Raw genomic sequence first — 19,868 nt, forward strand, 5'->3', positions numbered from 1 at the left:
CTCAAAGTGAAAAGACCATGCAAAAGGATGTCGCCATCCCATCCCTCTACGGGAATACCATCGCCGACTATCGCGAACCGCCCGGCGCGCCGCGAACGCTTGTCGACTTGCTGCATGACGGCTTTTATCTCCTTCTGCTGCTGAAGAACAGATATTTCCCCGGCGATGCGGCCTCGTTTTCGACCGATGTCGAGCTGCTGCTCGACCGCTTCGAGCAGGATGCCCGCCAACTGGACGTCTCTGCCGACGATGTCTATGCCGCCAAGTATGCATTTTGCGCGGCAATTGACGAAGCCGTGCTCGGCGCTGACATGGCGATTCGGGATGAATGGGAGCGCTCTCCCTTGCAGTTGAAACTGTTCGGCGATCAACTGGCGGGCGAACAGTTTTTCAAGGAACTTGACGAGGTACGCCGGCGCGGCACGTCCAGCGTGCAGACGCTCGAAGTCTTTTACATGTGCTTGCTGACCGGGTATCAGGGCAAATACACCCTGGAAAGCAAAGAAAAACTTGATTACCTGATTGCCACGCTGGACAAGGAAATCGCCCATCTCAAGGGAAAACGCGCGGTATTCGCCCCTTTCTGGCGAGCTCCCGACAGCGTCGCACACCTAATCAAGGCGGAAATACCGATGTGGGTCATTGCGGCGGGATTTGCCTGCGCGGGCATGGTCGGCTATGCAGGATTGAACTGGGCGCTGGCAGCGCAGGTGAACGGCACATTGGGCAAGTACTACGACCTTGTCAAGCTTGCGCCGAAGCTGGCGCATATCATCATCAGCTTGCCGTAGGTCCGATGAATCAGGGGCCATCGATCAGACGTCGTTGCAAGTGCAGCTGAGCGTGCAGCATTTCACCGCTCCGGCGCAAAATGCTGCAAGTTCAATACGGTCCGATGAACGGATATTCTTCCACACCATTTGGCGCCTTCACAGGCTGGAGCCTTCGTCGATTGCAACGCAAGCAAACGGCCCCCCCCAACACTTCTCCATCATCTATTGCAGCTTGCCCAACTTCCTTAACCGAAATGTCAAACCCTCGGCAATGTCCTTGAATTCGTATTTGTTGGCGAAATCAATGGCACTCATGCCCAAGTCATTCTTGAGGCTCGCATCTGCTCCTTCATCAAGAAGAAGCTTGACGGTCAGGATATGTCCGGCCCGCGCCGCCATCATGATAGGTGTTGTCTTGTTTGGCGATTCGGCATCGATATAAGCCGATTTATCCAGCAGCAGCTTGACGATATCGTTATTGCCAACGAAAGCGGCGTAATGCAAAGGCGTCCAGCCGGGTTTGTTGACTTCCGCGCCGCGTTCGATCAAGCCCTCCACCGCACGGAGATTTCCCTTGAGCGCGGCAATCATTAATGCATTGTCGCCGTTGAATGCCTTGACTTCGAAGTCAATCTGCTTGGACTGCAGCAAGACGTCCAGTACAGCTGTCGAATTCTCCCGCAGCGCGATCATCAGCCCCGTTTCGCCGCGCTCGGGTTCGATCAGGTTGGGATCGAGACCGCGAGCAAGCAGAGAGGCAACCGTCTTTGCGTCATCCAATTTGACTGCCCGGAAGAAGTCATCATAAGCGCCGGCACTTGCCCTCCTCGCAATACCGACACCAAGTATGCCTGCGCCTACCGCCGCGAGGATGCTGCGCCTCATATCCGAGATGCCGGCTCTGATCATCGTTACTCCTCTCCTCTTCTGCCACATCAGCGTACTATCCTGAAAAGACTGAAAAAATTGTCCGTGGTTTGCTGCGCGACACGTTCCAGCGGCTCCTCTTTCAGTCGCGCCAGGAATTCCGCGACATGGCAGACCAGACCGGGTTCGTTCATTTTTCCGCGGTGCGGCACCGGTGCAAGATACGGCGAGTCGGTTTCGATCAGCATGCGCTCCAGCGGTACGGCAAGCGCGACTGCCTGCAATTCCTTTGCACTCTTGAAAGTGACGATTCCGGAAAACGAGATATAAAATCCCATCGCCATCGCCGCCTGCGCGACTTCCAGGGATTCGGTGAAACAGTGCATGACACCGCCGGCGCCACCGGCGTTCGTGCCCGCGCCTTCTTCCTGCATGATGCGGATCGTATCCTCGGCCGCTGCCCTGGTGTGGATGATCAGGGGTTTCCCGGTGACGCGCGATGCGCGGATATGGGCGCGGAAGCGTTCGCGCTGCCATTCGAGGTCACCCTGAAGGCGGTAATAGTCGAGCCCCGTTTCTCCGATGGCGACGATTTTCGGATGGTCGGCAAGACGCACGAGTTCATCCACGCTAGGCTCGGGGGTTTCCTCATAGTCCGGGTGCACGCCGACTGATGCGAAAACATTCGCATGCTGCTCCGCAAGCGCGAGCACCTGGGGGAAATCAGGAAGGTCAACCGACACGCACAGGGCATGGGTAACCCGATTGTCGGCCATCTTGCTGAAGATGTCGGGCAGTCGGGCGGCGAGTTCCGGAAAATTGATATGGCAATGGGAATCGATATACATGGCGCGTATTTTACGCTGTCATGCGGTGACGCACCCGCCGCCGCCCGCTCCTTTTGCGGGAACGCTGCATGTGAAAAACCGCAACAGTGCGATGCACCCGTTTGCCTGCCCGAATTTACTGGGCGCAACAGTCAGGCAATGCGCTTGCCCATGATGATCAGGTCACGCTCGATGCCATCGAGTGTCGCCACGCGCGGCATGTCGGCCCAGCGCTCGAAGCCGAATGCTTCGAACAGTTTCAGGCTCGGAAGATTATGGCCGAAGATAAAGCCCAGAAGAGTATGCACGCCGATGGATGGCGCATGCGCGATTGCCTGTTCCAGGAAATACCGCCCCAAGCCCTTGCCGCGCGCATCTTCATGGATGTAAATCGACAGTTCGGCCGTGCCTGAATAAGCCGGGCGGCCGTAAAAATTCGAATACGACATCCAGCCGAGAATCGCGCCTTCCTGCTCGACCACCCACAGCGGACGGCGTTCCGGCGTATGCTCGGCAAACCATTGATGCCGCGATTCCACGCTGACCGGTTCGGTATCTGCAGTGACTTCCCGAGACGGCACCGTGCTGTTGTAGATATCCACGATGGCGGGAAGATCGTCGAAACGGGCGAGGCGATGGGTATAGGGAGTATGGGACGGTCGGGACATGAAACGGAATGAAAGTTGTTGAATTTGTTATAAGGTATGCGTGGCCCGGGAAGAACGCAGTGCCGCGCCGAGCAATTCCTCGATGCGGGCCTTGACGCGCTGCCCGCTCTCGTCGGCAGAGAAATGCACTCCAATACCCTGGGCCTTGTTGTTGGCCGCGCCGGCGGGGGTTATCCATGCCACCTTGCCCGCAATGGGATACTTGGTCGGATCGTCCATCAGTGTGAGAATCAGATAGATCTCATCGCCGATGCGATACGGCTTGGAGGTCGGAACAAAAATGCCGCCGTTATTCAAAAACGGCATGTAGGCGGCATAGAGTGCGGCCTTCTCCTTGATTGGCAAGGAAAGCACCGATGGGCGCGCAACCGCCGCAGCGGTCGCTTGCGCAGTCGCAGGAATATCAGCCATGGCGGTCCTTCATCCGGAATGAATGGAGTATCAGGGATTCAGCGAACATCATCGAGCGGTGTCAAATAGCGATGCATAATCGAGCAGCATGTCTTCAATGAACAGTTTTGCCGAAAGCGGATGGCCCGCAACGGCGCGCCTATCCTTTATCGATTTCAGCACACCCAGAAGATCGCTCATTTCGACGCGCTGGGCCAATGCACCGATTTCCTTCTGGTAACGAGGATAATACCGGATTCTTTCCGCAAGTTTTAATGAAAACATGTCGTAAAGCCAGCGCTGCGTCCAGGACACAAGGTCGTTGAGCGGAATCTTCTGCATCCGGTCCGCGGTTTTCAGCGCGGTCTCCACGCCAGGATGGGCGAGCGTACGAAGGAATTCGTCCATCACCTCGCGCACGTCGCTTTGTGCAAGCGCCTGTGCGGCAAGCGGCGCACCGCCCTGTTCGGCCAGCCAGACATCGGCATCATCCACCCCCTTGTCGCGCAGCCATGCCAGTGCCTGCTGCGGAGCCGGCATGGCCAGAGCGAATTTCCGGCAACGGGAGAGAATGGTCGGCAGCAGGCGATCGATGCTGTTGGAGACCAGCAGGAACATTGTCGACGGCGGCGGTTCCTCCAGCGTTTTCAGGAGCGCGTTGGCGGCTGCCGTGTTCAAGGCTTCCGCCGGATACAGAAGAATGACACGCATGCCCTGGCGATGCGTGGAGATGTTCATGAAATCGGCCAGTGCGCGGATCTGGTCGATCTTGATCTCCTTTGAAGGCGCCTTTGCGCTCTTGGCCTTCTTGGGCTCGGCGGCGTCGGCCTCCTCCCCTTCAGCCGCCTCGCTTTCATCCAGCAGTTCCGGTCGGACGCGGCGGTAATCGGGATGGCTGTACTGGGAAAACCAGCCGCAGGAGTCGCATTGGCCGCAAGGATGGCCGCCGGATGCCGGCGACTGGCATAAAAGGGATTGTGCAAAACGCTCCGCGAACAAGGTCTTTCCGATGCCTTCGGCACCGTGAAAGAGAATGGCATGCGGCATGCGCTCGCTCAGTTGTTGCAATTGTGCCCAGGCGTCGTCCTGCCAAGGAAAAAGTGGTGAAGTCATATGCGGCTGCCCTTTTTGCTTCCTGCGATTACAGCTTCGCCGCGATTTCCCGCAATTCCTGCCGGATGACGTCTATCGGGCGCGTGGAATCGACCACCCTGAAGCGTTGCGGAAACTGGCTTGCCCGGTGCAGATAAGCTTCGCGAGTTGCATTGAAAAACTCGGCCTTTTCCTGTTCAAACTTGTCGAGTTCGCGGGTGGCATCGAGACGCGCGCGCGCGACATTCAGCGGCACGTCGAACAGCAAGGTCAGATCGGGTTGGAGATGTGGATGCACCCACTGCTCCAGGGAGACGAGCTTTTCCAGCGCGAGCTTGCGGCCGCCGCCCTGGTAGGCGAAGCTGGCATCGGTGAATCTGTCGGAAATCACCCAGTCGCCGCGCTCAAGCGCCGGTTCGATGACCTGCGCCAAGTGTTCGCGACGGGCCGCAAACATGAGCAGCGCTTCGGTTTCGAGGTGCATCCTTTCGTGCAGCAGCAACTCGCGCAGCTTTTCGCCGAGCGGCGTACCGCCGGGCTCGCGAGTCATGATCACCCGCTGTCCGCGTTCCTTGAGCAGGTCGGCGAAAAAAGCGAGATGGGTCGACTTGCCGGCGCCGTCGATGCCCTCGAAAGTAATCAGTTTGCCAAGTGTCATGGTGCGGTGAATCAAATGTGTCTACTCGGCATTATCGCTGGTATTTGTTGACGGCGCGGTTGTGGTCGGCAAGATTGTTGGAAAATTCGCTGGTGCCGTTTCCCCGCGCGACGAAATACAGCACATCCGACTTCGCGGGATTCAGCGCCGCCTCGATCGATTCGCTCCCAGGCAGCGCAATGGGCGTCGGCGGCAGACCTGCCCTGGTATAGGTGTTGTAGGGCGTGTCGGTTTCCAGGTCGCGTTTCCGGATGTTGCCCTGAAACTTGTCACCCATGCCATAGATGACCGTCGGATCGGTCTGCAGAAGCATGCCGCGCCTGAGGCGGTTGACGAAGACTGCCGCAATCATGTTGCGCTCGGAGCGCTGGCCGGTTTCCTTTTCAATGATCGACGCCATGATCAGCGCCTCATAGGGCGACTTGTAGGGGACCGCAGGGTCGCGCCGGGCCCAGGCATCGTTCAGGCGCTTCTGCAGCAAGGCATAAGCCTGCCTGTAGATCTGCAAGTCGCTCGATCCCTTGGCGAAGCGGTAGGTGTCAGGAAAAAACAGGCCTTCGGGAGCGGAATGATCCGTCGTGATCCTGGCCAGCAGTTCCTTGTCCGACAGCGATGCCGTGTCGTGCTTGAGCGCAGGATGCGCGGCGACCGCCGCGCGCATCTGCCTGAACGACCACCCTTCAATGATCGCCAGGGCCTCCTGGGCAAATTCGCCGCGCACCAGCTGGTCGATCAACGCAAGCGGCGTTGTCCCCGGCTTGATTTCATAGTGTCCGGCCTTCAGCCGGGGCGCCTTGCCTGTCGCACGCGCCAGCAATTCAAACACAAGGGGATTGACCGGGACTCCCGCGTTGGAAATCTGCTCCGCGGTGCTGCGCACGCTGCTTCCCGGCTTGATGGTGAATTCAAGCGGCTGCGCCCCGGTCCCGACGATCGGCTGGTAGGCAATGAAGGAAACGACGCCTGCGGCGAGCGCTGCCAGCAGAACGATAAACAAGAGAAATTTTTTAATCAAAACCGTACTTTCATCCAATGTCGGCATCGCCCCGAGCCCGCCAACTGCGGCGCCGTACCGCCGGAGTATAAAACACAGGCGGCGGAGCAGCCTTCGAACAGGATTTTCGAGACATCACTATAATCAAGCAGAAATGATAATGGTTATTTAATCAATCACTAAGACTCGATCTATGAATACTTGGTTGCAATTCCTCGCTGCGAACGGCGCACGCATTGATGAACATGATTCGTCGATCCAGTTCGATCGCACATCGGCGCTTGCCGAGTTGCCGCGCATCTATGTCGCACCGCTGACCGATCAGGGATTGATCTTACTGAACGGCGACGATGCCGCAAGCTTCCTGCATAACCAGATCACCAATGATGTCGAGCATTTGCCGCCGACCGAAGCGCGCCTGGCCGGGTATTGCTCGCCGAAGGGGCGCCTGCTGGCATCCTTCCTGATGTGGAAGAGCGGCCAGGACATCTTCCTGCAGCTCTCGCGGCAGATACAGGCACCGGTACAGAAACGCTTGCAGATGTTCGTGCTGCGCGCCAAGGCAAAACTGGCGGATGCCGCAGACCAGCAGGCATTGCTCGGCATCGGCGGCACCGGTTGCGGCGAGCTGCTTGCTTCCTGGTTTCCAGTCCTGCCTGCACAGCCTTTCGCCAAGATCGATTCGGACAATGGCAGCCTGATCCGGCTTCCGGATGCCTTCGGCAACCCGCGGTACCAATGGATCATGCCGGTCGCGTCGGCATCCGCCCTGTGGCCGGACATCGCCGTGAAATCAACCCCGGTCGGAACGGACGTCTGGCGTCTCGCTGACATTCATGCCGGCATTCCGCAGATCACCCAGCCGACCCAGGAGCAGTTCGTGCCGCAGATGATCAACTTCGAACTGATCGGCGGCGTCAACTTCAAGAAGGGCTGCTATCCCGGACAGGAAATCGTCGCGCGCAGCCAGTATCTCGGCAAGCTCAAGCGGCGCATGCTGCTCGCTTCCGTGGCTGCCGAGGTCAAGGCAGGCATGGAGGTATACTCGAGCGCCGACCCGGACCAGCCCTGCGGCATGGTAGTGAACGCGGCGCCCAATCTTCACGGCGCAAGCGACATGCTGGTGGAGATCAAGATCGCCGCGGCGGAGGAAGGCTCGGTGCATCTGGGCTCGGCGCAAGGCCCGGCCCTGAGCTTCTCCAGCCTGCCCTATGCATTGCCTGCCTGAGCCGGGCCGAGCAGCGGCGGCAATGTCGACCGACCTCTTCATCTACTACCGCGTACGCGACGAAGATGCGGCGGCGCTGCTTCCTCGCGTCATGGCACTGCAGCAATCGCTAAAGCAAGAATGTGGTATCGTCACCGGACTCAAGCGCCGCCCTGAAACCCGCGACGGCAGGCAGACATGGATGGAGATCTACCTGTCGGTACCCACCGGATTCGAGGCCAGGCTTGAACAAGCATTGTCGGATCAAGGACTGTCGAGCTTGATCGATGGTGCGCGCCATACCGAACATTTTGTGGACATATCTACATGTGCCTGATCGTTTTTGCCTGGCAGGTGATACCCGGCGTTCCGCTGGTGGCAGCGGGTAACCGTGATGAATTCTTTAGCCGGCCTACGGCCACGGCCACATGGTGGACCGACCATCCGCACATCTTTGCCGGCAGGGATTTGCAGGATGGCGGAACCTGGATGGGTATTTCGCGCAACGGGCGGTTTGCCGCCATCACCAATGTGCGCGATCCATCGGTCAAGCGCAGCGGCGCGCCTTCGCGCGGAAAGCTGGTGGCGGATTTCCTTGCCGGCGCATCGGCGCCCGGAGAATACATCGCCGGACTGACGGCGGATGCGGGCGAATATAACGGATTCAATCTCCTGGTCGGCGACGGAAACGAACTCGTCTGGTACTCGAATGCCGCGGTGCAGGACGAGCGCAATGGCAAGCCCCTCGCGCCAGGTATCTACGGCCTGTCCAACGGCTCGCTTGATGCGCCCTGGCCGAAAGTGGTGAGAACCAAGGCGCAATTCTCGAGCCTGATATGCCAGGGCGCTCCGGAAGACGCCTATTTCGAGATGCTGACCGACACAACCCGGGCGCCGGACTGCCGACTGCCGAAAACCGGCGTGAGCCTGGAATGGGAACGCGTGCTGTCCGCGGTCTGCATCCAGTCACCGGAATACGGCACCCGCACCTCGACGGTGGTCCGCCTGTTCGCCGACGGCAGCGCGGCGCTCGATGAGCGCCACGTGCAATAACCACTTCACTTTCCGAAACGCTTCACTTTCCGCGAGCCGACTTCAATCCCAGGCCATCTCCTGGCCTGGGACAGGCATCATTCAGGACGCCGCGATTTCCGGCTGCAGCTTCTCCATGCGCTGAATGGTGTCCTTCCACGCTTGCGGCCACGCCACGCCCTTGCGCAGCTTGGTATCCGCATAGACATAGACCAGCTCGCCTGAAATCAGGTGCTGGTCGCCGAGATGAATTTCCACGATGAAGCGCGCGGATGTGCGGCCAAAGGCTGCGCAGCGCACGCCGATGTCGAGCACGTCGTCGAAACGCGCCGGCGCCTGGTACTCCACAGTCGCCTTGCGCGCAAACATCTCGCGCCCCTCCTCCGCCTGCTGCATGACGGTCGGCAGGCCGGTCTCCCGCCAATACTCCGTGAAGGCGACATCGAAATAGGTCAGGTAATGGCCGTTGAACACGATGCCCTGCATGTCAACCTCGGCCCAGCGGACGCGCAGGGAATGGAAAAAGGAAAAGTCTTGGCGTGCCATAGTGTATTTGAATCGGTATTTGAATCAATCAGTCAGAAAGCCGCGGATCAGGCGATTGATGCGTTGCGGCTGCTCGTGGATCACCCAGTGCGAGCCCTCCGGTATACGCTCGATCTTCAAGTCATCGACCACGCCATCGAGGCCGTCCACCAGCGACTTCGGCAAGGCGATATCCTGTTCGCCCCAGATTACCCGCGTAGGTACCTTGATGCGGAAGTCTTCCGGATTCAGTTCCAGCTTGAGCGGCCCGGGATGATCGTCCGTCGGCGGATGCAGCGGCGACGCCCGGTAGTAATTCACGCCGCCGGTCAGACCGCGCGACCAGCAGTCATGGTATTTCGCACGAACCTCATCGGTGAACCACGGCGTGGGAGACTGCCCCATGCCGTTCAGCAGGTTTTCCAGCAGCTTGAACCCGTCCTTTGCAAGCGCGGTTTCGGAGCCTTCGGCACGCAGCCAGTTCATGTAATCGCTGGCCTTGCGCTGCGCCGGGTCGTTGGCCAATGCCTGCATGAACAGGTAGGGATGCGGCGAATTCACGATGATCAGCTTGTGCAGCAGCTGCGGCAAGGCAATCGCGAAATTCCAGGCGATCGCCCCGCCCCAGTCATGCGCAACCATCACGAACTTGTCGTAGCCAAGCTCGGCCGCCAGCAATCTCAGATCTTCGACGATATGCTTGGCCTTGTAGGCCGACAGCTCGCCCGGCATCGATGAAAGATTGAAGCCGCGCAGGTCGGGCGCCACGGCAAAATGATCACTGCCGAATTCCTTCAGCTGAGCCTCCCATTCATACCAGAACTCGGGAAAGCCGTGCACGAATAGCAGAAGCGGCTTTCCGCGTTCGCCGGCGCTTGCGTAATGCAGGCGCATGCCGTTGGAAAGCTCCGCGAACTGGTCGGTCTTGATTGCAGCTGTCATGCGATCTCATCCTTTGCCTGCGTTGGTGATGGCGCTATTGAAACGGATTATTGCTGCCTCAGCTTCGCCTGCAGCATCTCGCGTATCTGGGGAGCGGCGGCAAACGGATCGCTCGGGTTGCGCTGGGTGACGATGTCTTCCATCCGGGTCTGGACGTTGCCGAGCGCCTGCGGATGGGAATAGATATAGAACTGGCCGTCGCGTATGGCGTTGAAGGTTCTTTCCGCCACCTCAGCGGCCGTGACTTTGCCGGAGGACACCGCCTTGTCGGAAACCGCCTGCGCAACGACCTGGCTCAGCGTCGGGCCGCCTTCTTCCTTGACATCGTCCGGCCGGTTGCGCTGCGACTGGCTGATGCCGGTCGGGACGAAATACGGGCACAGGACGGAGGCGCCGATCGGTGCGCCGATCAGCTGCAGGTCGTGATACAGCGTCTCGGACAGGGACACGACCGCATGCTTGGAAACATTGTAGATGCCCATGTTCGGCGCATTGAGCAGGCCGGCCATCGATGCCGTGTTGACGATATGGCCCTGGTAGCCGGGCTCCTTCTTTGCGCATTCCAGCATCAGCGGCGTGAAGGTGCGCACGCCGTGCACCACGCCCCACAGATTGACGCCGAGCACCCACTCCCAGTCGGCGATGGAGTTTTCCCACACCAGGCCGCCGGAGCCGACGCCGGCGTTGTTGAACACCAGATGCACGCTGCCGAAGCGCTCCATCGTTGCGTCGGCCAGCGCCTGCACCTGTTCGGCCTTGCGCACATCGCAGCGCATGGCCAGCACTTCGGTGCCGCCGGCTTCGAGTTCGGATCGGGTTGCATCCAGCGCATCCTGCTGCACGTCGGCCAGCACCAGTCTCATGCCAAGTCGTGCGCCGATCTGTGCAAACTCCTTGCCGAAACCGCTTGCGCCGCCGGTGATGACGGCCACCTTGCCCTTGAAGTCATTCATGTGTTCTCCTGCCTCTCGGTATTGAGATGGAATTGATCAAATAGTCGTTGCGTCTGTCGCCGTATCGGCGCTGCTCAGACTTTCTTGAGATGGAAGCCGATGCGTGGAAAATGGACATGTACCACGCCGGCGCGAGGATCCTCGCGGCGGACTGCAAACTGCGTTGCCGTGGACAGCACCAGCTCGCCCTCGACCGGATCGAGCGCGTAGTCGGTGGGCGTGATGGTCACGCGCTGTCCGAGCGAAACATCGTGGGTATTGAAGAACGGCATGTCATCGCCTGCCGCCGGCGTGCTGGCGCGAGCAATCGCGACCGCCTCTTCCGAAGCCAGCCTTTCGGACTGATGATGGCCGAACTCCGCCATGCGCGCCAGCCACTCCTTCAGCGCGGGAGCCGTGTCGAGGATATGGGCGACCGGCTCGGCCTTCTGCACGAACCACAGGCAGTGGTACACCGAGAAGTCCGCGATGCTTGGCTGCTGACCGAGCAGATAGGGTTTGCCGCCGGCAAGCATGTTTTCCATGCGCCGCAAATATTCCGCCAGCGCGCCGCTTGCTTCGGCGAGCGACATGCGAGGCGCGTTACCGCGCATCGCCGCGCGGTCGACGGAAAATGCCTTCATCTGTTCGGGCGTGACATTGCCCAGCAAGTAGGGCACGGCGGACGGCTGGAATACATAGGCGATCACTGTCCAGAACAGCGTGGCGTCCGCCCATTGCGACAGCATGCGTGCCACTCCCTCGTTCTCGGCGGGATACAGCGTTGGCTGCGGAGACATGCGTTCCAGCACGTCGGCGATGAGCGCGCTGTCGCAATAGATATCCGCGCCGATCTGCATGAACGGGGTTCTGCGGTAACCGCCGGTCAGGGCAATGACATCGGGCTTGGGCATGATGGTCGGGATGACGACGGACTTCCATGCCAGCTTCTTGTAGCCGAGGATGAGACGGACTTTTTCGGAAAACGGCGAGATCGGGTAATGATGCAGGATGATGTCGGGCATGCTGTCTCCTCTTTGATTTTGTCGCGGCACCACGCCTGCATGGCAGGTGGTGCCGCACGGGCGCGCTTATGGCGCGCTCCGCTGCACGGCTCATAGATCCGGCCCGAAAACATGTTGGGCCGAATCCCCTCACCCCGGCCCTCTCCCAGAGGTAGAGGGTGAGATCAGCGACCCGAAAAATGAACCATTTTTCGGGCCGAATCAATCAACCAGCTTGACCAGCTGCTTGCCGAAGTTCTTGCCCTTCAGCATGCCGATAAACGCTTCCGGTGCCGCCTCCAGCCCCTGCGCAACCGACTCCCGGAACTTGAGCTTGCCGGTGGCGACCAGCGTGCTGAGTTCCTTGAGACCCTGCGGCCAGAGGTCCATGTGCTCGGAAACGATGAAACCGCGCATCGTCAGGCGCATCGTCAGGAAGTTGCGCACATTGTTGAGCGCCATCGGTTCGCCGTCATAACCCGCGATAAGGCCGCACAACGCGATGCGTCCGAAGGGATTCATGCGGGCGATGCATTCATCGAAAATCTTGCCGCCCACATTCTCGAAAACGGCATCGATGCCGTTCGGCACGGCGCGCGCAAGGTCCTCGGCGAGGTTGCCGGCCTTGTAATCGATGCAGGCATCGAACCCCAACTCATTGACCACGTAATCGCATTTTTCCTTGCCGCCCGCGATGCCGACCGCCCGGCAGCCGCGCAGCTTCGCCAGCTGGCCGACCACGCTGCCGACCGCGCCGCTGGCGGCGGAGACAACGATGGTCTCCCCTTCCTTCGGCTGCATGATCTGCGTCAGTCCGTACCATGCGGTCATGCCGGGCATGCCGACCGAGCCGAGATAGGCGGACAGCGGCACCTGCGTCGTATCGAGCTTGCGCAGCATGATGCCATCCGAAACGCCCATCTCCGACCAGCCCAGCATGCCCTGCACCTTGTCGCCGACTGCGTATTTCGGATTCCTGGACTCCACCACCTCGCCGACGGTACCGCCGATCATGGTTTCCCCCAAAGCCTGCGGCGCGGCATAGCTTTTCACGTCTTCCATGCGCATGCGCATGTAGGGGTCGAGCGACAGGTAATGATTGCGGATCAGCACCTCGCCATCTTTCAGGGCAGGCGCCTGCACTTCTTCGAGACGGAAATTGTCCGGCGAGACCACACCCTTCGGACGTGAAGCCAGGACCAGGCGTTTGTAAGTTGTCATGGTTTTCCTTGCATTCCTTGAAATCGCTGAATTGCCGGCCGCCTTGCAGCCGGCGGTGTTATTCGTGACTGATCTTGCCGGCCACATCGAGGCGCTTGAGGTACTTGAACGTCCCCGAAGCCTTGGCCACCAGATTGTCGCCGTTCCATAGCTCGCCTTCGCAGAAGCATATGCTCGTCGAGCGATGGGTCGCGATACCTTTGGCGATGATGCGGGTGCCGGGCTTGCCGCCGGGCTGGAAGAAACTGGTCTTCATTTCGACAGTCACGCCGCCGCGCGCGTTCGGATCGAGCGAGCGGCCAGCCATCGACATCACCACGTCGAGCAGCGTCATCACGACGCCGCCGTGGGTCACCTGCCAGCTGTTCATGTGACGTTCCTGCAGTTCAAGCGCGACCTGCGCCTCGCCGTTTCCCATGCCGAGGAATTCCACTCCCATGTCGTTCAGGAAGGGAATCTCGGCCGGAAAAGGCCGAGGCTTTGCTTCGGTATTGAGTCGGCTCATCAGTGAACCGCCGATACGCCGCCGTCGACCGCCAGGATCTGGCCGGTGATGTGCTTGCCCGCGTCGGAAGCAAACAGCAGCGCGGCGCCTTTCAAGTCCTCGTCATCGCCGATGCGCTGCAGCGGAGCGCGCCGGGTCAGGTTGTCCACGCCCAGGTTTTCCAGCAGGCCCTTGGTCATCTTGGAGGGGAAGAAACCCGGCGCCAACGCATTGACGGTGATGCCGTGCTTGCCCCATTCGCCGGCAAGCGTGCGGGTAAAGTTGACGACCGCCCCCTTGGAGGTGTTGTAGGAAATGGTCTGCATCGATTCCGGGCCGTTGCCCGACAGGCCGGCGATCGAAGCCACGTTGATGATGCGGCCGTACTTGCGCGGGATCATGGACTGCTTGCCGACCGCCTGCGACAGCAGGAAGATGCTGCGGATGTTCAGGTTCATGACCTTGTCCCAGGCCTCGACCGGATGATCTTCCGCCGGCGCTCCCCAGGTGGCGCCGGCATTGTTGACCAGAATGTCGATATGGCCGAGGCGCTTGAGGGCCTCCGCAACCAGCGGCGCGACATTGGCTTCCTGCGACAGGTCGGCGGCAATCGCGCTGGCTTCGATGCCGCGCTGCTTCAGGTGGGCGACGGCTTCGTCAAGATCGGATTGCTTGCGCGAAGACAGCACGATCTTCGCGCCCTGCTCGCCCAGCGCTTCGGCGATCTGCAGTCCCAGTCCACGCGAGCCGCCGGTGACGAGAGCGGTCTTGCCATTGAGATCGAAGAGTTGTTGAATGGTACGCATAGGGGTCTCCTTCATCGGTTCTATTGATTCGGCCCGGAAATGGATTCATTTTTCGGGTCGCTGATCTTTGCTTCTACCTCTAAGACAGGGCCGGGGTGCAGGAATCCGGCCCAACCTATTTTCGGGCCGGATTCAAAGTTCTTCATTATCCCGCACTTGCAGCCGCCGTCAGAACCAGGCGTCCTGCATGTCGAGCGTGGTGGTGTCGATGCTTTCCAGCAGGTCAAGCTGCGGCTGGACCTTGGGCAATTCCCATTTGAAGAAATAGGCGCAGGCCTGAAGTTTGCCACGGTAGAAGTCCGCGTCATGGCCGGACTTTCCGGTAGCGACCATCGCCTGCTGCAGCCACATCCATGCCACGACCGCATGCCCGAAAGCCTCCAGGTAGACGGAGGCATTGGCGAGGGTCTTGTTCATGTCGCCGGCGGCATACAGGGCTTGGGTCACCTTGGCGATCCGCTGCAGCACGGCGGCGAGCGCGCTGGCATAGCCGGCAAGCTCCGGCACTTCCAATGCCTTTGCGATGGTCTTCTGCACCTCGTCGCCGAACGCCTTGAAGGCGGCGCCGTTCTGCATCGATACCTTGCGGCCGAGCAGGTCCAAGCCCTGGATGCCGTGCGTGCCTTCGTGGATGGGATTGAGCCGGTTGTCGCGATAGAACTGCTCGACGTTGTACTCGCGGGTATAACCGTAGCCGCCATGTACCTGGATGGCCAGGTTGTTGGCTTCGAGGCACCACTGCGACGGCCAGGACTTGGCGATCGGGGTCAGGATGTCGAGCAGCAGGTTTGCATGGCGCTTCGCGTCATCCGACTCCGCCGTCTTTTCCTCGTCCACCAGGCGGGCGCAATAGAGGTTGAGCGCAAGGCCGCCTTCGACATAGGCCTTCTGCGCCAGCAGCATGCGCTTGACATCGGTGTGCTGCACGATGGGAATCTGCGGCTGGGCCGGATCCTTGGCCATCGGGTGGCGCCCCTGCGGCCGCTCGCGCGCATATTCGAGCGCATGCAGATAGCCGGTGTAGCCGAGAACCACTGCGCCGAGACCGACGCCGATACGGGCTTCGTTCATCATGTGGAACATGTTGGCCAAGCCTTTGTGCTTTTCGCCAACCAGGTAACCGATCGCCCCCGCCTTGCCGCCCGGCTTGAACTTGCCTTCGCCGAAGTTGAGCAGGCAGTTGGTCGTGCCCCGGTATCCCATCTTGTGATTGAGTCCCGCCAGTACCACGTCATTGCGTTCGCCGATGGAGCCGTCGGGATTGACCAGCTTCTTCGGCACGATGAAGAGCGAAATGCCCTTCACGCCCGGAATCAGCTTGCCGTTTTCATCCGGCACCTTGGCCAGCACGAGATGAACGATGTTTTCCGACAGCTCATGCTCGCCGGCGGAAATCCACATCTTGTTGCCTCTGAGGCGGTAGGTGCCGTCTTCCTGCGGTTCGGCGCGGGTGACGATATCGGACAGCGATGAGCCCGCCTGCGGCTCCGACAGGCACATGGTGCCGAAGAAACGGCCTTCGAGCATGGGCTTAACGAAGGTCTCGATCTGCTCCGGCGTGCCGCACTTGAGCAGCGTGTTGGCATTGCCGATGGTGAGGAAGGGATAGGACGAGGTGCCGACATTGGCCGCTTTGAAGTATGCGAAACTCGCCTTCTCGATCAGCACCGGCAGCTGCATGCCGCCGTAGTCGTAGTCCTGGCCGGCTGCCATCAGGCCGGCATCGCAAAAGACTTTAAGCGCCGACTTCACCTCCGGAATGATGTGCACGGTTTCGCCGTCGAAGTGCGGTTCTTCCTGGTCGCTCTTCTTGTTGTGCGGCGCGAACAGGTCGGTGGCGATGCGTTCGCAGGTATCCATGGCCGCGGTGAAGGTTTCGCGGGAATGGTCCGCATAGCGGGCTCGTCTGGTGAGTGCTTCGGCGTCAAGCCATTCGTACAGCAGGAAGTCGATATCGCGTCGGGAAAGAATTTTCGATTGCATGATATGCCCCGCGCGTCGCCGTCGAAACGGCGACGCGTTCAATAAGCCATTGTCAGGAATTCAGAAGTCAGTAAAGCGGACATTGCCATGCCCAGAAACGCATGTGGGCGCCGCGGCGCCCACATTTTTTCGCTTAGACCACTTCGAACAGGCCGGCAGCACCCTGGCCGCCGCCAATGCACATGGTGACCACGACGTACTTGGCGCCGCGGCGCTTGCCTTCGATCAGCGCATGGCCAGTGAGGCGCGCGCCCGATACGCCGTAGGGATGGCCGACGGCGATCGCACCGCCGTTGACGTTCAGCCGGTCGGCCGGAATGCCGAGCTTGTCGCGGCAGTAAAGCACCTGCACCGCGAACGCTTCGTTCAGTTCCCACAGGCCGATGTCCTCAACCTTCAAGCCGGCCTTTTTCAGCAGCTTGGGAATCGCAAATACCGGGCCGATGCCCATTTCATCCGGCTCGCAGCCGGCGATGGCGAAACCGCGGTAGATGCCGAGCGGCTGCAGGCCTTTCTGTTCGGCGAGCTTGCTGTTCATGACGATCGCAACCGATGCGCCGTCGGAGAACTGGCTGGCATTGCCCGCCGAGATCACGCCGCCGGGAATGGCGGTGCGGATCTTGGAGACGCCTTCCATCGTGGTGTCGGCACGGATACCTTCATCCGAGGAAATCGTGACTTCGCGGGTCAGCAGCATGCCGCTTTCCTTGTCGGCCACGCCCATGATGGTGGTCATCGGCACGATCTCGTCATTGAACTTGCCGGCGGCCTGGGCGGCGGCGGCGCGCTGCTGGCTCTGCACGCCGTACTCGTCCTGGCGTTCCTTGCTGATGTTGTAGCGCTTGGCGACCGTCTCTGCGGTCTGCAGCATCGGCCAGTAGATTTCCGGCTTGTTCTGCTTGAGCCAGACTTCGGCCAGCATGTGGGAGTTGGCTTCGTTCTGGACGCAGGAAATCGACTCGACGCCGCCCGCCGCATAGATGTCGCCCTCGCCCGCGATGATGCGCTGCGCGGCCGTGGCGATGGTCTGCAGACCCGAGGAGCAGAAGCGGTTGATGGTCATGCCGGCGGTCGTCACCGGGCAGCCGGCGCGCAGGGCGATCTGGCGCGCGATGTTGCTGCCGGTCGCGCCTTCGGGCGTCGCGCAGCCCATGATTACGTCTTCGACTTCTCCTGCCTCGATCTTCGCGCGCTCGATGGCGGCCTTGAGCACATGTCCGCCCATGGTAGCGCCGTGGGTCATATTGAAGGCACCTTTCCAGGATTTGGCCAAACCGGTGCGGGCTGTGGATACGATGACGGCGTCAGTCATTTGAGGCTCCTTGAGTTGAATTGTGGATGTTCGAATCAGTGCTCGAGCTTAGGTTGTATTGAGGTGTCTCTGGCGATGAAAATTGCTGAATTCGAGAATATCATAGTTTTAGCACGATCGTTCGTAAAAGTTTAGGGTTTCACAAGCCGCACCCGACCGCCTTGCGGACCTGGTTCAAACCCACCAAACATTTATCTTGCGAAATCTCCATATGTAAGTTTCTGTAAGTTTGAAGCAAGCGTCGCGTAAGGTTAGGGTCGCACACTCCACTCGTGCAATATGGGCAAGAAGGATTGCTTGCACATGTATATTAATTATTTGAGTTTGAGGAGATAAGCATGGCGACAGTACAGACTACGACTGCACGCGGCATGACGGCGGAGGAGCGAAAAGTCATTTTCGCATCTTCCCTCGGGACGGTATTCGAGTGGTATGACTTTTATTTGTATGGTTCACTGGCAGCGATCATCGCGAAGCAGTTCTTTGCCGGCACCGACCCGAATACAGCGTTCATTTTCGCGTTGCTGGCATTTGCCGCGGGCTTCATTGTTCGCCCGTTCGGCGCATTGGTCTTCGGTCGCCTCGGCGACATGATTGGCCGCAAATACACCTTCCTGGTGACGATCCTGCTCATGGGCGTCTCGACGTTCATCGTAGGCTTGCTGCCCAACTATGCATCGATCGGCATCGCCGCTCCGATCATCCTGATCACTCTGCGCATCCTGCAGGGCCTGGCGCTCGGCGGCGAATATGGCGGCGCGGCAACCTATGTCGCCGAACATGCTCCGCACGGACGTCGCGGCGCTTACACCGCCTGGATTCAGACCACCGCAACGCTCGGCCTGTTCCTGTCGCTGATGGTGATCCTGGGTACACGTACCGCCGTCGGCGAAGCAGAGTTCGCCGACTGGGGCTGGCGCGTTCCCTTCCTGGTCTCCGTGTTCCTGCTGGCAATCTCTGTCTGGATCCGTCTGTCGATGAATGAGTCGCCGGCATTCGCCAAGATGAAAGCCGAAGGCAAGACTTCCAAGGCACCGCTGTCCGAATCCTTCGGCCAGTGGAAGAACCTGAAGATCGTCATCCTGGCGCTGATCGGTCTGACCGCCGGCCAGGCAGTCGTCTGGTACACCGGCCAGTTCTATGCCCTGTTCTTCCTGACGCAAACGCTGAAGGTTGACGGCGCCACGGCCAACCTGCTGATTGCGGCTTCGCTGGTCATCGGTACACCGTTCTTCATCATCTTCGGTACGCTGTCCGACAAGATCGGCCGCAAGCCCATCATCCTCGGTGGCTGCCTGATCGCCGCGGTGACCTACTTCCCGATCTTCAACGCGCTGACCCACTACGCCAACCCGGCGCTGGAAAATGCGATCAAGAACGCACCGGTGGTCGTGACTGCCGATCCGAATGACTGCCAATTCCAGTTCAACCCGACCGGCACGAAGAAATTCACCTCTTCCTGCGATATCGTGAAGGCAAAACTGGCAGCTGCTTCGGTGAACTACACCAACGAAGCTGCTCCGGCAGGCACACCGGCAACGGTCAAGATCGGCGACAAGGTCATCCAGTCCTACAATGCGAACGGCCTCTCCAAGGACGACGCCGCAGCCAAGGACAAGGCCTTCTCGAAAGATCTGGGTGACGCCATCAAGGCTGCAGGCTATCCGACCAAGGCCGATCCGGCCCAGATGAACAAGGGCATGGTTCTGTTGCTGCTGGTTATCCTGGTGCTCTACGTCACCATGGTGTACGGCCCGATCGCGGCGATGCTGGTGGAAATGTTCCCGACCCGCATCCGCTACACCTCGATGTCCCTGCCTTACCACATCGGCAACGGCTGGTTCGGCGGTCTGCTGCCGACCACCGCGTTTGCTCTGGTGGCCTACAAGGGCGACATCTACTACGGCCTGTGGTACCCGATCATCATCGCCCTCATCACCTTCGTGATCGGCATGCTGTTCGTCAAGGAAACCAAGGACGACGACATCTACGCCGCGGATTGATTTCCGCCTTTCCCGGCATGCGCTGCATGCCGGGACGCATCAAGCACAGCCGCCTGCCCGTCAGGCGGTTTTCTTTTATGCCGGACCGATCATGTGGGCCGACCGCATGCTTCCGCTGCCAAGCTTCCGCAAGTTTGGTATCGTCGCG

Annotated in this window: 21 protein-coding genes; 5 read left to right on the forward strand and 16 right to left on the reverse strand. The window is 60.0% G+C overall.

The window, feature by feature from the left end; genetic code table 11:
- The first annotated feature begins 17 nt into the window (after positions 1 to 17).
- A complete protein-coding gene (icmH, locus tag FH061_RS08055) occupies positions 18 to 791 on the forward strand; it encodes a type IVB secretion system protein IcmH/DotU (protein ID WP_192804962.1) in 774 nt (257 codons plus the stop codon).
- A 204-nt stretch (positions 792 to 995) separates the two neighbouring features.
- Here icmH and FH061_RS08060 read toward each other — a convergent pair whose 3' ends face one another.
- The 7 genes from FH061_RS08060 to mltG all read right to left on the reverse strand — a co-directional run bounded on the left by FH061_RS08060 (position 996) and on the right by mltG (position 6,317).
- Complete coding sequence (locus tag FH061_RS08060; protein WP_225984539.1) at positions 996 to 1,709, reverse strand: ankyrin repeat domain-containing protein; 714 nt, start codon at positions 1,707 to 1,709, stop codon at positions 996 to 998.
- The gene (locus FH061_RS08065; RefSeq protein WP_151634797.1) at positions 1,709 to 2,488 is read right to left on the reverse strand and encodes a TatD family hydrolase; all 780 of its coding nucleotides are present in this window, start codon (positions 2,486 to 2,488) and stop codon (positions 1,709 to 1,711) included. The genes FH061_RS08060 and FH061_RS08065 overlap by 1 nt, the downstream gene beginning before the upstream one ends.
- A 131-nt stretch (positions 2,489 to 2,619) precedes the next feature.
- Positions 2,620 to 3,135, reverse strand: a complete 516-nt coding sequence (locus FH061_RS08070) for a GNAT family N-acetyltransferase (RefSeq protein WP_151634799.1) — start codon at positions 3,133 to 3,135, stop codon at positions 2,620 to 2,622.
- 27 nt (positions 3,136 to 3,162) lie between these two features.
- Entirely contained in the window at positions 3,163 to 3,546 is a 384-nt protein-coding gene (locus tag FH061_RS08075; RefSeq protein WP_151634801.1) for a PilZ domain-containing protein, read from the reverse strand.
- A gap of 48 nt (positions 3,547 to 3,594) precedes the next feature.
- On the reverse strand, positions 3,595 to 4,638 hold the full coding sequence (locus FH061_RS08080; protein ID WP_151634803.1) for a DNA polymerase III subunit delta': 1,044 nt from the start codon (positions 4,636 to 4,638) through the stop codon (positions 3,595 to 3,597).
- Positions 4,639 to 4,666: 28 nt separating this feature from the next.
- Positions 4,667 to 5,275 (reverse strand): dTMP kinase, encoded by a 609-nt coding sequence (gene tmk / locus FH061_RS08085; RefSeq protein ID WP_151634805.1) that lies wholly within the window; start codon positions 5,273 to 5,275, stop codon positions 4,667 to 4,669.
- A 31-nt stretch (positions 5,276 to 5,306) separates the two neighbouring features.
- Complete coding sequence (gene mltG / locus FH061_RS08090; protein WP_192804963.1) at positions 5,307 to 6,317, reverse strand: endolytic transglycosylase MltG; 1,011 nt, start codon at positions 6,315 to 6,317, stop codon at positions 5,307 to 5,309.
- A 145-nt stretch (positions 6,318 to 6,462) separates the two neighbouring features.
- Between mltG and ygfZ the strand changes: the two genes are divergently transcribed.
- The 3 genes from ygfZ to FH061_RS08105 are packed head-to-tail and all read left to right on the forward strand — an operon-like array spanning position 6,463 to position 8,529.
- Positions 6,463 to 7,497: a CAF17-like 4Fe-4S cluster assembly/insertion protein YgfZ gene (gene ygfZ, locus FH061_RS08095; RefSeq protein WP_151634807.1), complete on the forward strand. Its 1,035-nt coding sequence runs from the start codon at positions 6,463 to 6,465 to the stop codon at positions 7,495 to 7,497.
- 22 nt (positions 7,498 to 7,519) lie between these two features.
- Positions 7,520 to 7,813 carry a DUF4936 family protein gene (locus FH061_RS08100; RefSeq protein WP_151634809.1) on the forward strand — a complete coding sequence of 98 codons (294 nt, stop codon included), beginning with the start codon at positions 7,520 to 7,522 and terminating at the stop codon, positions 7,811 to 7,813.
- A complete protein-coding gene (locus FH061_RS08105) occupies positions 7,804 to 8,529 on the forward strand; it encodes an NRDE family protein (RefSeq protein ID WP_151634810.1) in 726 nt (241 codons plus the stop codon). The genes FH061_RS08100 and FH061_RS08105 overlap by 10 nt, the downstream gene beginning before the upstream one ends.
- Positions 8,530 to 8,610: 81 nt before the next feature.
- Here the strand turns inward: FH061_RS08105 and FH061_RS08110 are convergent, their stop codons facing one another.
- The 9 genes from FH061_RS08110 to FH061_RS08150 form a co-directional block, all read right to left on the reverse strand.
- Complete coding sequence (locus FH061_RS08110; RefSeq protein WP_151634812.1) at positions 8,611 to 9,054, reverse strand: acyl-CoA thioesterase; 444 nt, start codon at positions 9,052 to 9,054, stop codon at positions 8,611 to 8,613.
- A 24-nt stretch (positions 9,055 to 9,078) separates the two neighbouring features.
- Positions 9,079 to 9,975, reverse strand: a complete 897-nt coding sequence (locus tag FH061_RS08115; RefSeq protein ID WP_151634814.1) for an alpha/beta fold hydrolase — start codon at positions 9,973 to 9,975, stop codon at positions 9,079 to 9,081.
- A 47-nt stretch (positions 9,976 to 10,022) separates the two neighbouring features.
- Positions 10,023 to 10,928, reverse strand: coding sequence for an SDR family oxidoreductase (locus FH061_RS08120; protein ID WP_151634816.1), 906 nt, complete (start codon positions 10,926 to 10,928; stop codon positions 10,023 to 10,025).
- A 74-nt stretch (positions 10,929 to 11,002) separates the two neighbouring features.
- Complete coding sequence (locus tag FH061_RS08125; protein WP_151634818.1) at positions 11,003 to 11,932, reverse strand: glutathione S-transferase family protein; 930 nt, start codon at positions 11,930 to 11,932, stop codon at positions 11,003 to 11,005.
- A gap of 201 nt (positions 11,933 to 12,133) precedes the next feature.
- Positions 12,134 to 13,132: an NADP-dependent oxidoreductase gene (locus FH061_RS08130; protein ID WP_151634820.1), complete on the reverse strand. Its 999-nt coding sequence runs from the start codon at positions 13,130 to 13,132 to the stop codon at positions 12,134 to 12,136.
- Between the two features lie 58 nt (positions 13,133 to 13,190).
- Positions 13,191 to 13,637 (reverse strand): PaaI family thioesterase, encoded by a 447-nt coding sequence (locus FH061_RS08135; protein ID WP_151634822.1) that lies wholly within the window; start codon positions 13,635 to 13,637, stop codon positions 13,191 to 13,193.
- Entirely contained in the window at positions 13,637 to 14,422 is a 786-nt protein-coding gene (locus FH061_RS08140; RefSeq protein WP_151634824.1) for an SDR family oxidoreductase, read from the reverse strand. The genes FH061_RS08135 and FH061_RS08140 overlap by 1 nt, the downstream gene beginning before the upstream one ends.
- A 168-nt stretch (positions 14,423 to 14,590) precedes the next feature.
- Entirely contained in the window at positions 14,591 to 16,405 is a 1,815-nt protein-coding gene (locus tag FH061_RS08145) for an acyl-CoA dehydrogenase (RefSeq protein ID WP_151634826.1), read from the reverse strand.
- Between the two features lie 133 nt (positions 16,406 to 16,538).
- On the reverse strand, positions 16,539 to 17,717 hold the full coding sequence (locus FH061_RS08150) for an acetyl-CoA C-acyltransferase (protein ID WP_151634828.1): 1,179 nt from the start codon (positions 17,715 to 17,717) through the stop codon (positions 16,539 to 16,541).
- A 338-nt stretch (positions 17,718 to 18,055) separates the two neighbouring features.
- Between FH061_RS08150 and FH061_RS08155 the strand changes: the two genes are divergently transcribed.
- The gene (locus tag FH061_RS08155; RefSeq protein WP_151634830.1) at positions 18,056 to 19,720 is read left to right on the forward strand and encodes an MFS transporter; all 1,665 of its coding nucleotides are present in this window, start codon (positions 18,056 to 18,058) and stop codon (positions 19,718 to 19,720) included.
- The last annotated feature ends 148 nt before the right edge of the window (positions 19,721 to 19,868 follow it).

Source organism: Noviherbaspirillum aerium, from assembly GCF_008929045.1.
Taxonomy (GTDB): domain Bacteria; phylum Pseudomonadota; class Gammaproteobacteria; order Burkholderiales; family Burkholderiaceae_D; genus Noviherbaspirillum; species Noviherbaspirillum aerium.

Excerpts from the sequence above, each read along its gene's own strand:
- icmH (WP_192804962.1), top strand. The coding sequence starts at position 18 with ATGCAAAAGGATGTCGCCATCCCATCCCTCTACGGGAATACCATCGCC.
- FH061_RS08060 (WP_225984539.1), bottom strand. The coding sequence starts at position 1,709 with ATGTGGCAGAAGAGGAGAGGAGTAACGATGATCAGAGCCGGCATCTCG.
- FH061_RS08065 (WP_151634797.1), bottom strand. The coding sequence starts at position 2,488 with ATGTATATCGATTCCCATTGCCATATCAATTTTCCGGAACTCGCCGCC.
- FH061_RS08070 (WP_151634799.1), bottom strand. The coding sequence starts at position 3,135 with ATGTCCCGACCGTCCCATACTCCCTATACCCATCGCCTCGCCCGTTTC.
- FH061_RS08075 (WP_151634801.1), bottom strand. The coding sequence starts at position 3,546 with ATGGCTGATATTCCTGCGACTGCGCAAGCGACCGCTGCGGCGGTTGCG.
- FH061_RS08080 (WP_151634803.1), bottom strand. The coding sequence starts at position 4,638 with ATGACTTCACCACTTTTTCCTTGGCAGGACGACGCCTGGGCACAATTG.
- tmk (WP_151634805.1), bottom strand. The coding sequence starts at position 5,275 with ATGACACTTGGCAAACTGATTACTTTCGAGGGCATCGACGGCGCCGGC.
- mltG (WP_192804963.1), bottom strand. The coding sequence starts at position 6,317 with ATGCCGACATTGGATGAAAGTACGGTTTTGATTAAAAAATTTCTCTTG.
- ygfZ (WP_151634807.1), top strand. The coding sequence starts at position 6,463 with ATGAATACTTGGTTGCAATTCCTCGCTGCGAACGGCGCACGCATTGAT.
- FH061_RS08100 (WP_151634809.1), top strand. The coding sequence starts at position 7,520 with ATGTCGACCGACCTCTTCATCTACTACCGCGTACGCGACGAAGATGCG.
- FH061_RS08105 (WP_151634810.1), top strand. The coding sequence starts at position 7,804 with ATGTGCCTGATCGTTTTTGCCTGGCAGGTGATACCCGGCGTTCCGCTG.
- FH061_RS08110 (WP_151634812.1), bottom strand. The coding sequence starts at position 9,054 with ATGGCACGCCAAGACTTTTCCTTTTTCCATTCCCTGCGCGTCCGCTGG.
- FH061_RS08115 (WP_151634814.1), bottom strand. The coding sequence starts at position 9,975 with ATGACAGCTGCAATCAAGACCGACCAGTTCGCGGAGCTTTCCAACGGC.
- FH061_RS08120 (WP_151634816.1), bottom strand. The coding sequence starts at position 10,928 with ATGAATGACTTCAAGGGCAAGGTGGCCGTCATCACCGGCGGCGCAAGC.
- FH061_RS08125 (WP_151634818.1), bottom strand. The coding sequence starts at position 11,932 with ATGCCCGACATCATCCTGCATCATTACCCGATCTCGCCGTTTTCCGAA.
- FH061_RS08130 (WP_151634820.1), bottom strand. The coding sequence starts at position 13,132 with ATGACAACTTACAAACGCCTGGTCCTGGCTTCACGTCCGAAGGGTGTG.
- FH061_RS08135 (WP_151634822.1), bottom strand. The coding sequence starts at position 13,637 with ATGAGCCGACTCAATACCGAAGCAAAGCCTCGGCCTTTTCCGGCCGAG.
- FH061_RS08140 (WP_151634824.1), bottom strand. The coding sequence starts at position 14,422 with ATGCGTACCATTCAACAACTCTTCGATCTCAATGGCAAGACCGCTCTC.
- FH061_RS08145 (WP_151634826.1), bottom strand. The coding sequence starts at position 16,405 with ATGCAATCGAAAATTCTTTCCCGACGCGATATCGACTTCCTGCTGTAC.
- FH061_RS08150 (WP_151634828.1), bottom strand. The coding sequence starts at position 17,717 with ATGACTGACGCCGTCATCGTATCCACAGCCCGCACCGGTTTGGCCAAA.
- FH061_RS08155 (WP_151634830.1), top strand. The coding sequence starts at position 18,056 with ATGGCGACAGTACAGACTACGACTGCACGCGGCATGACGGCGGAGGAG.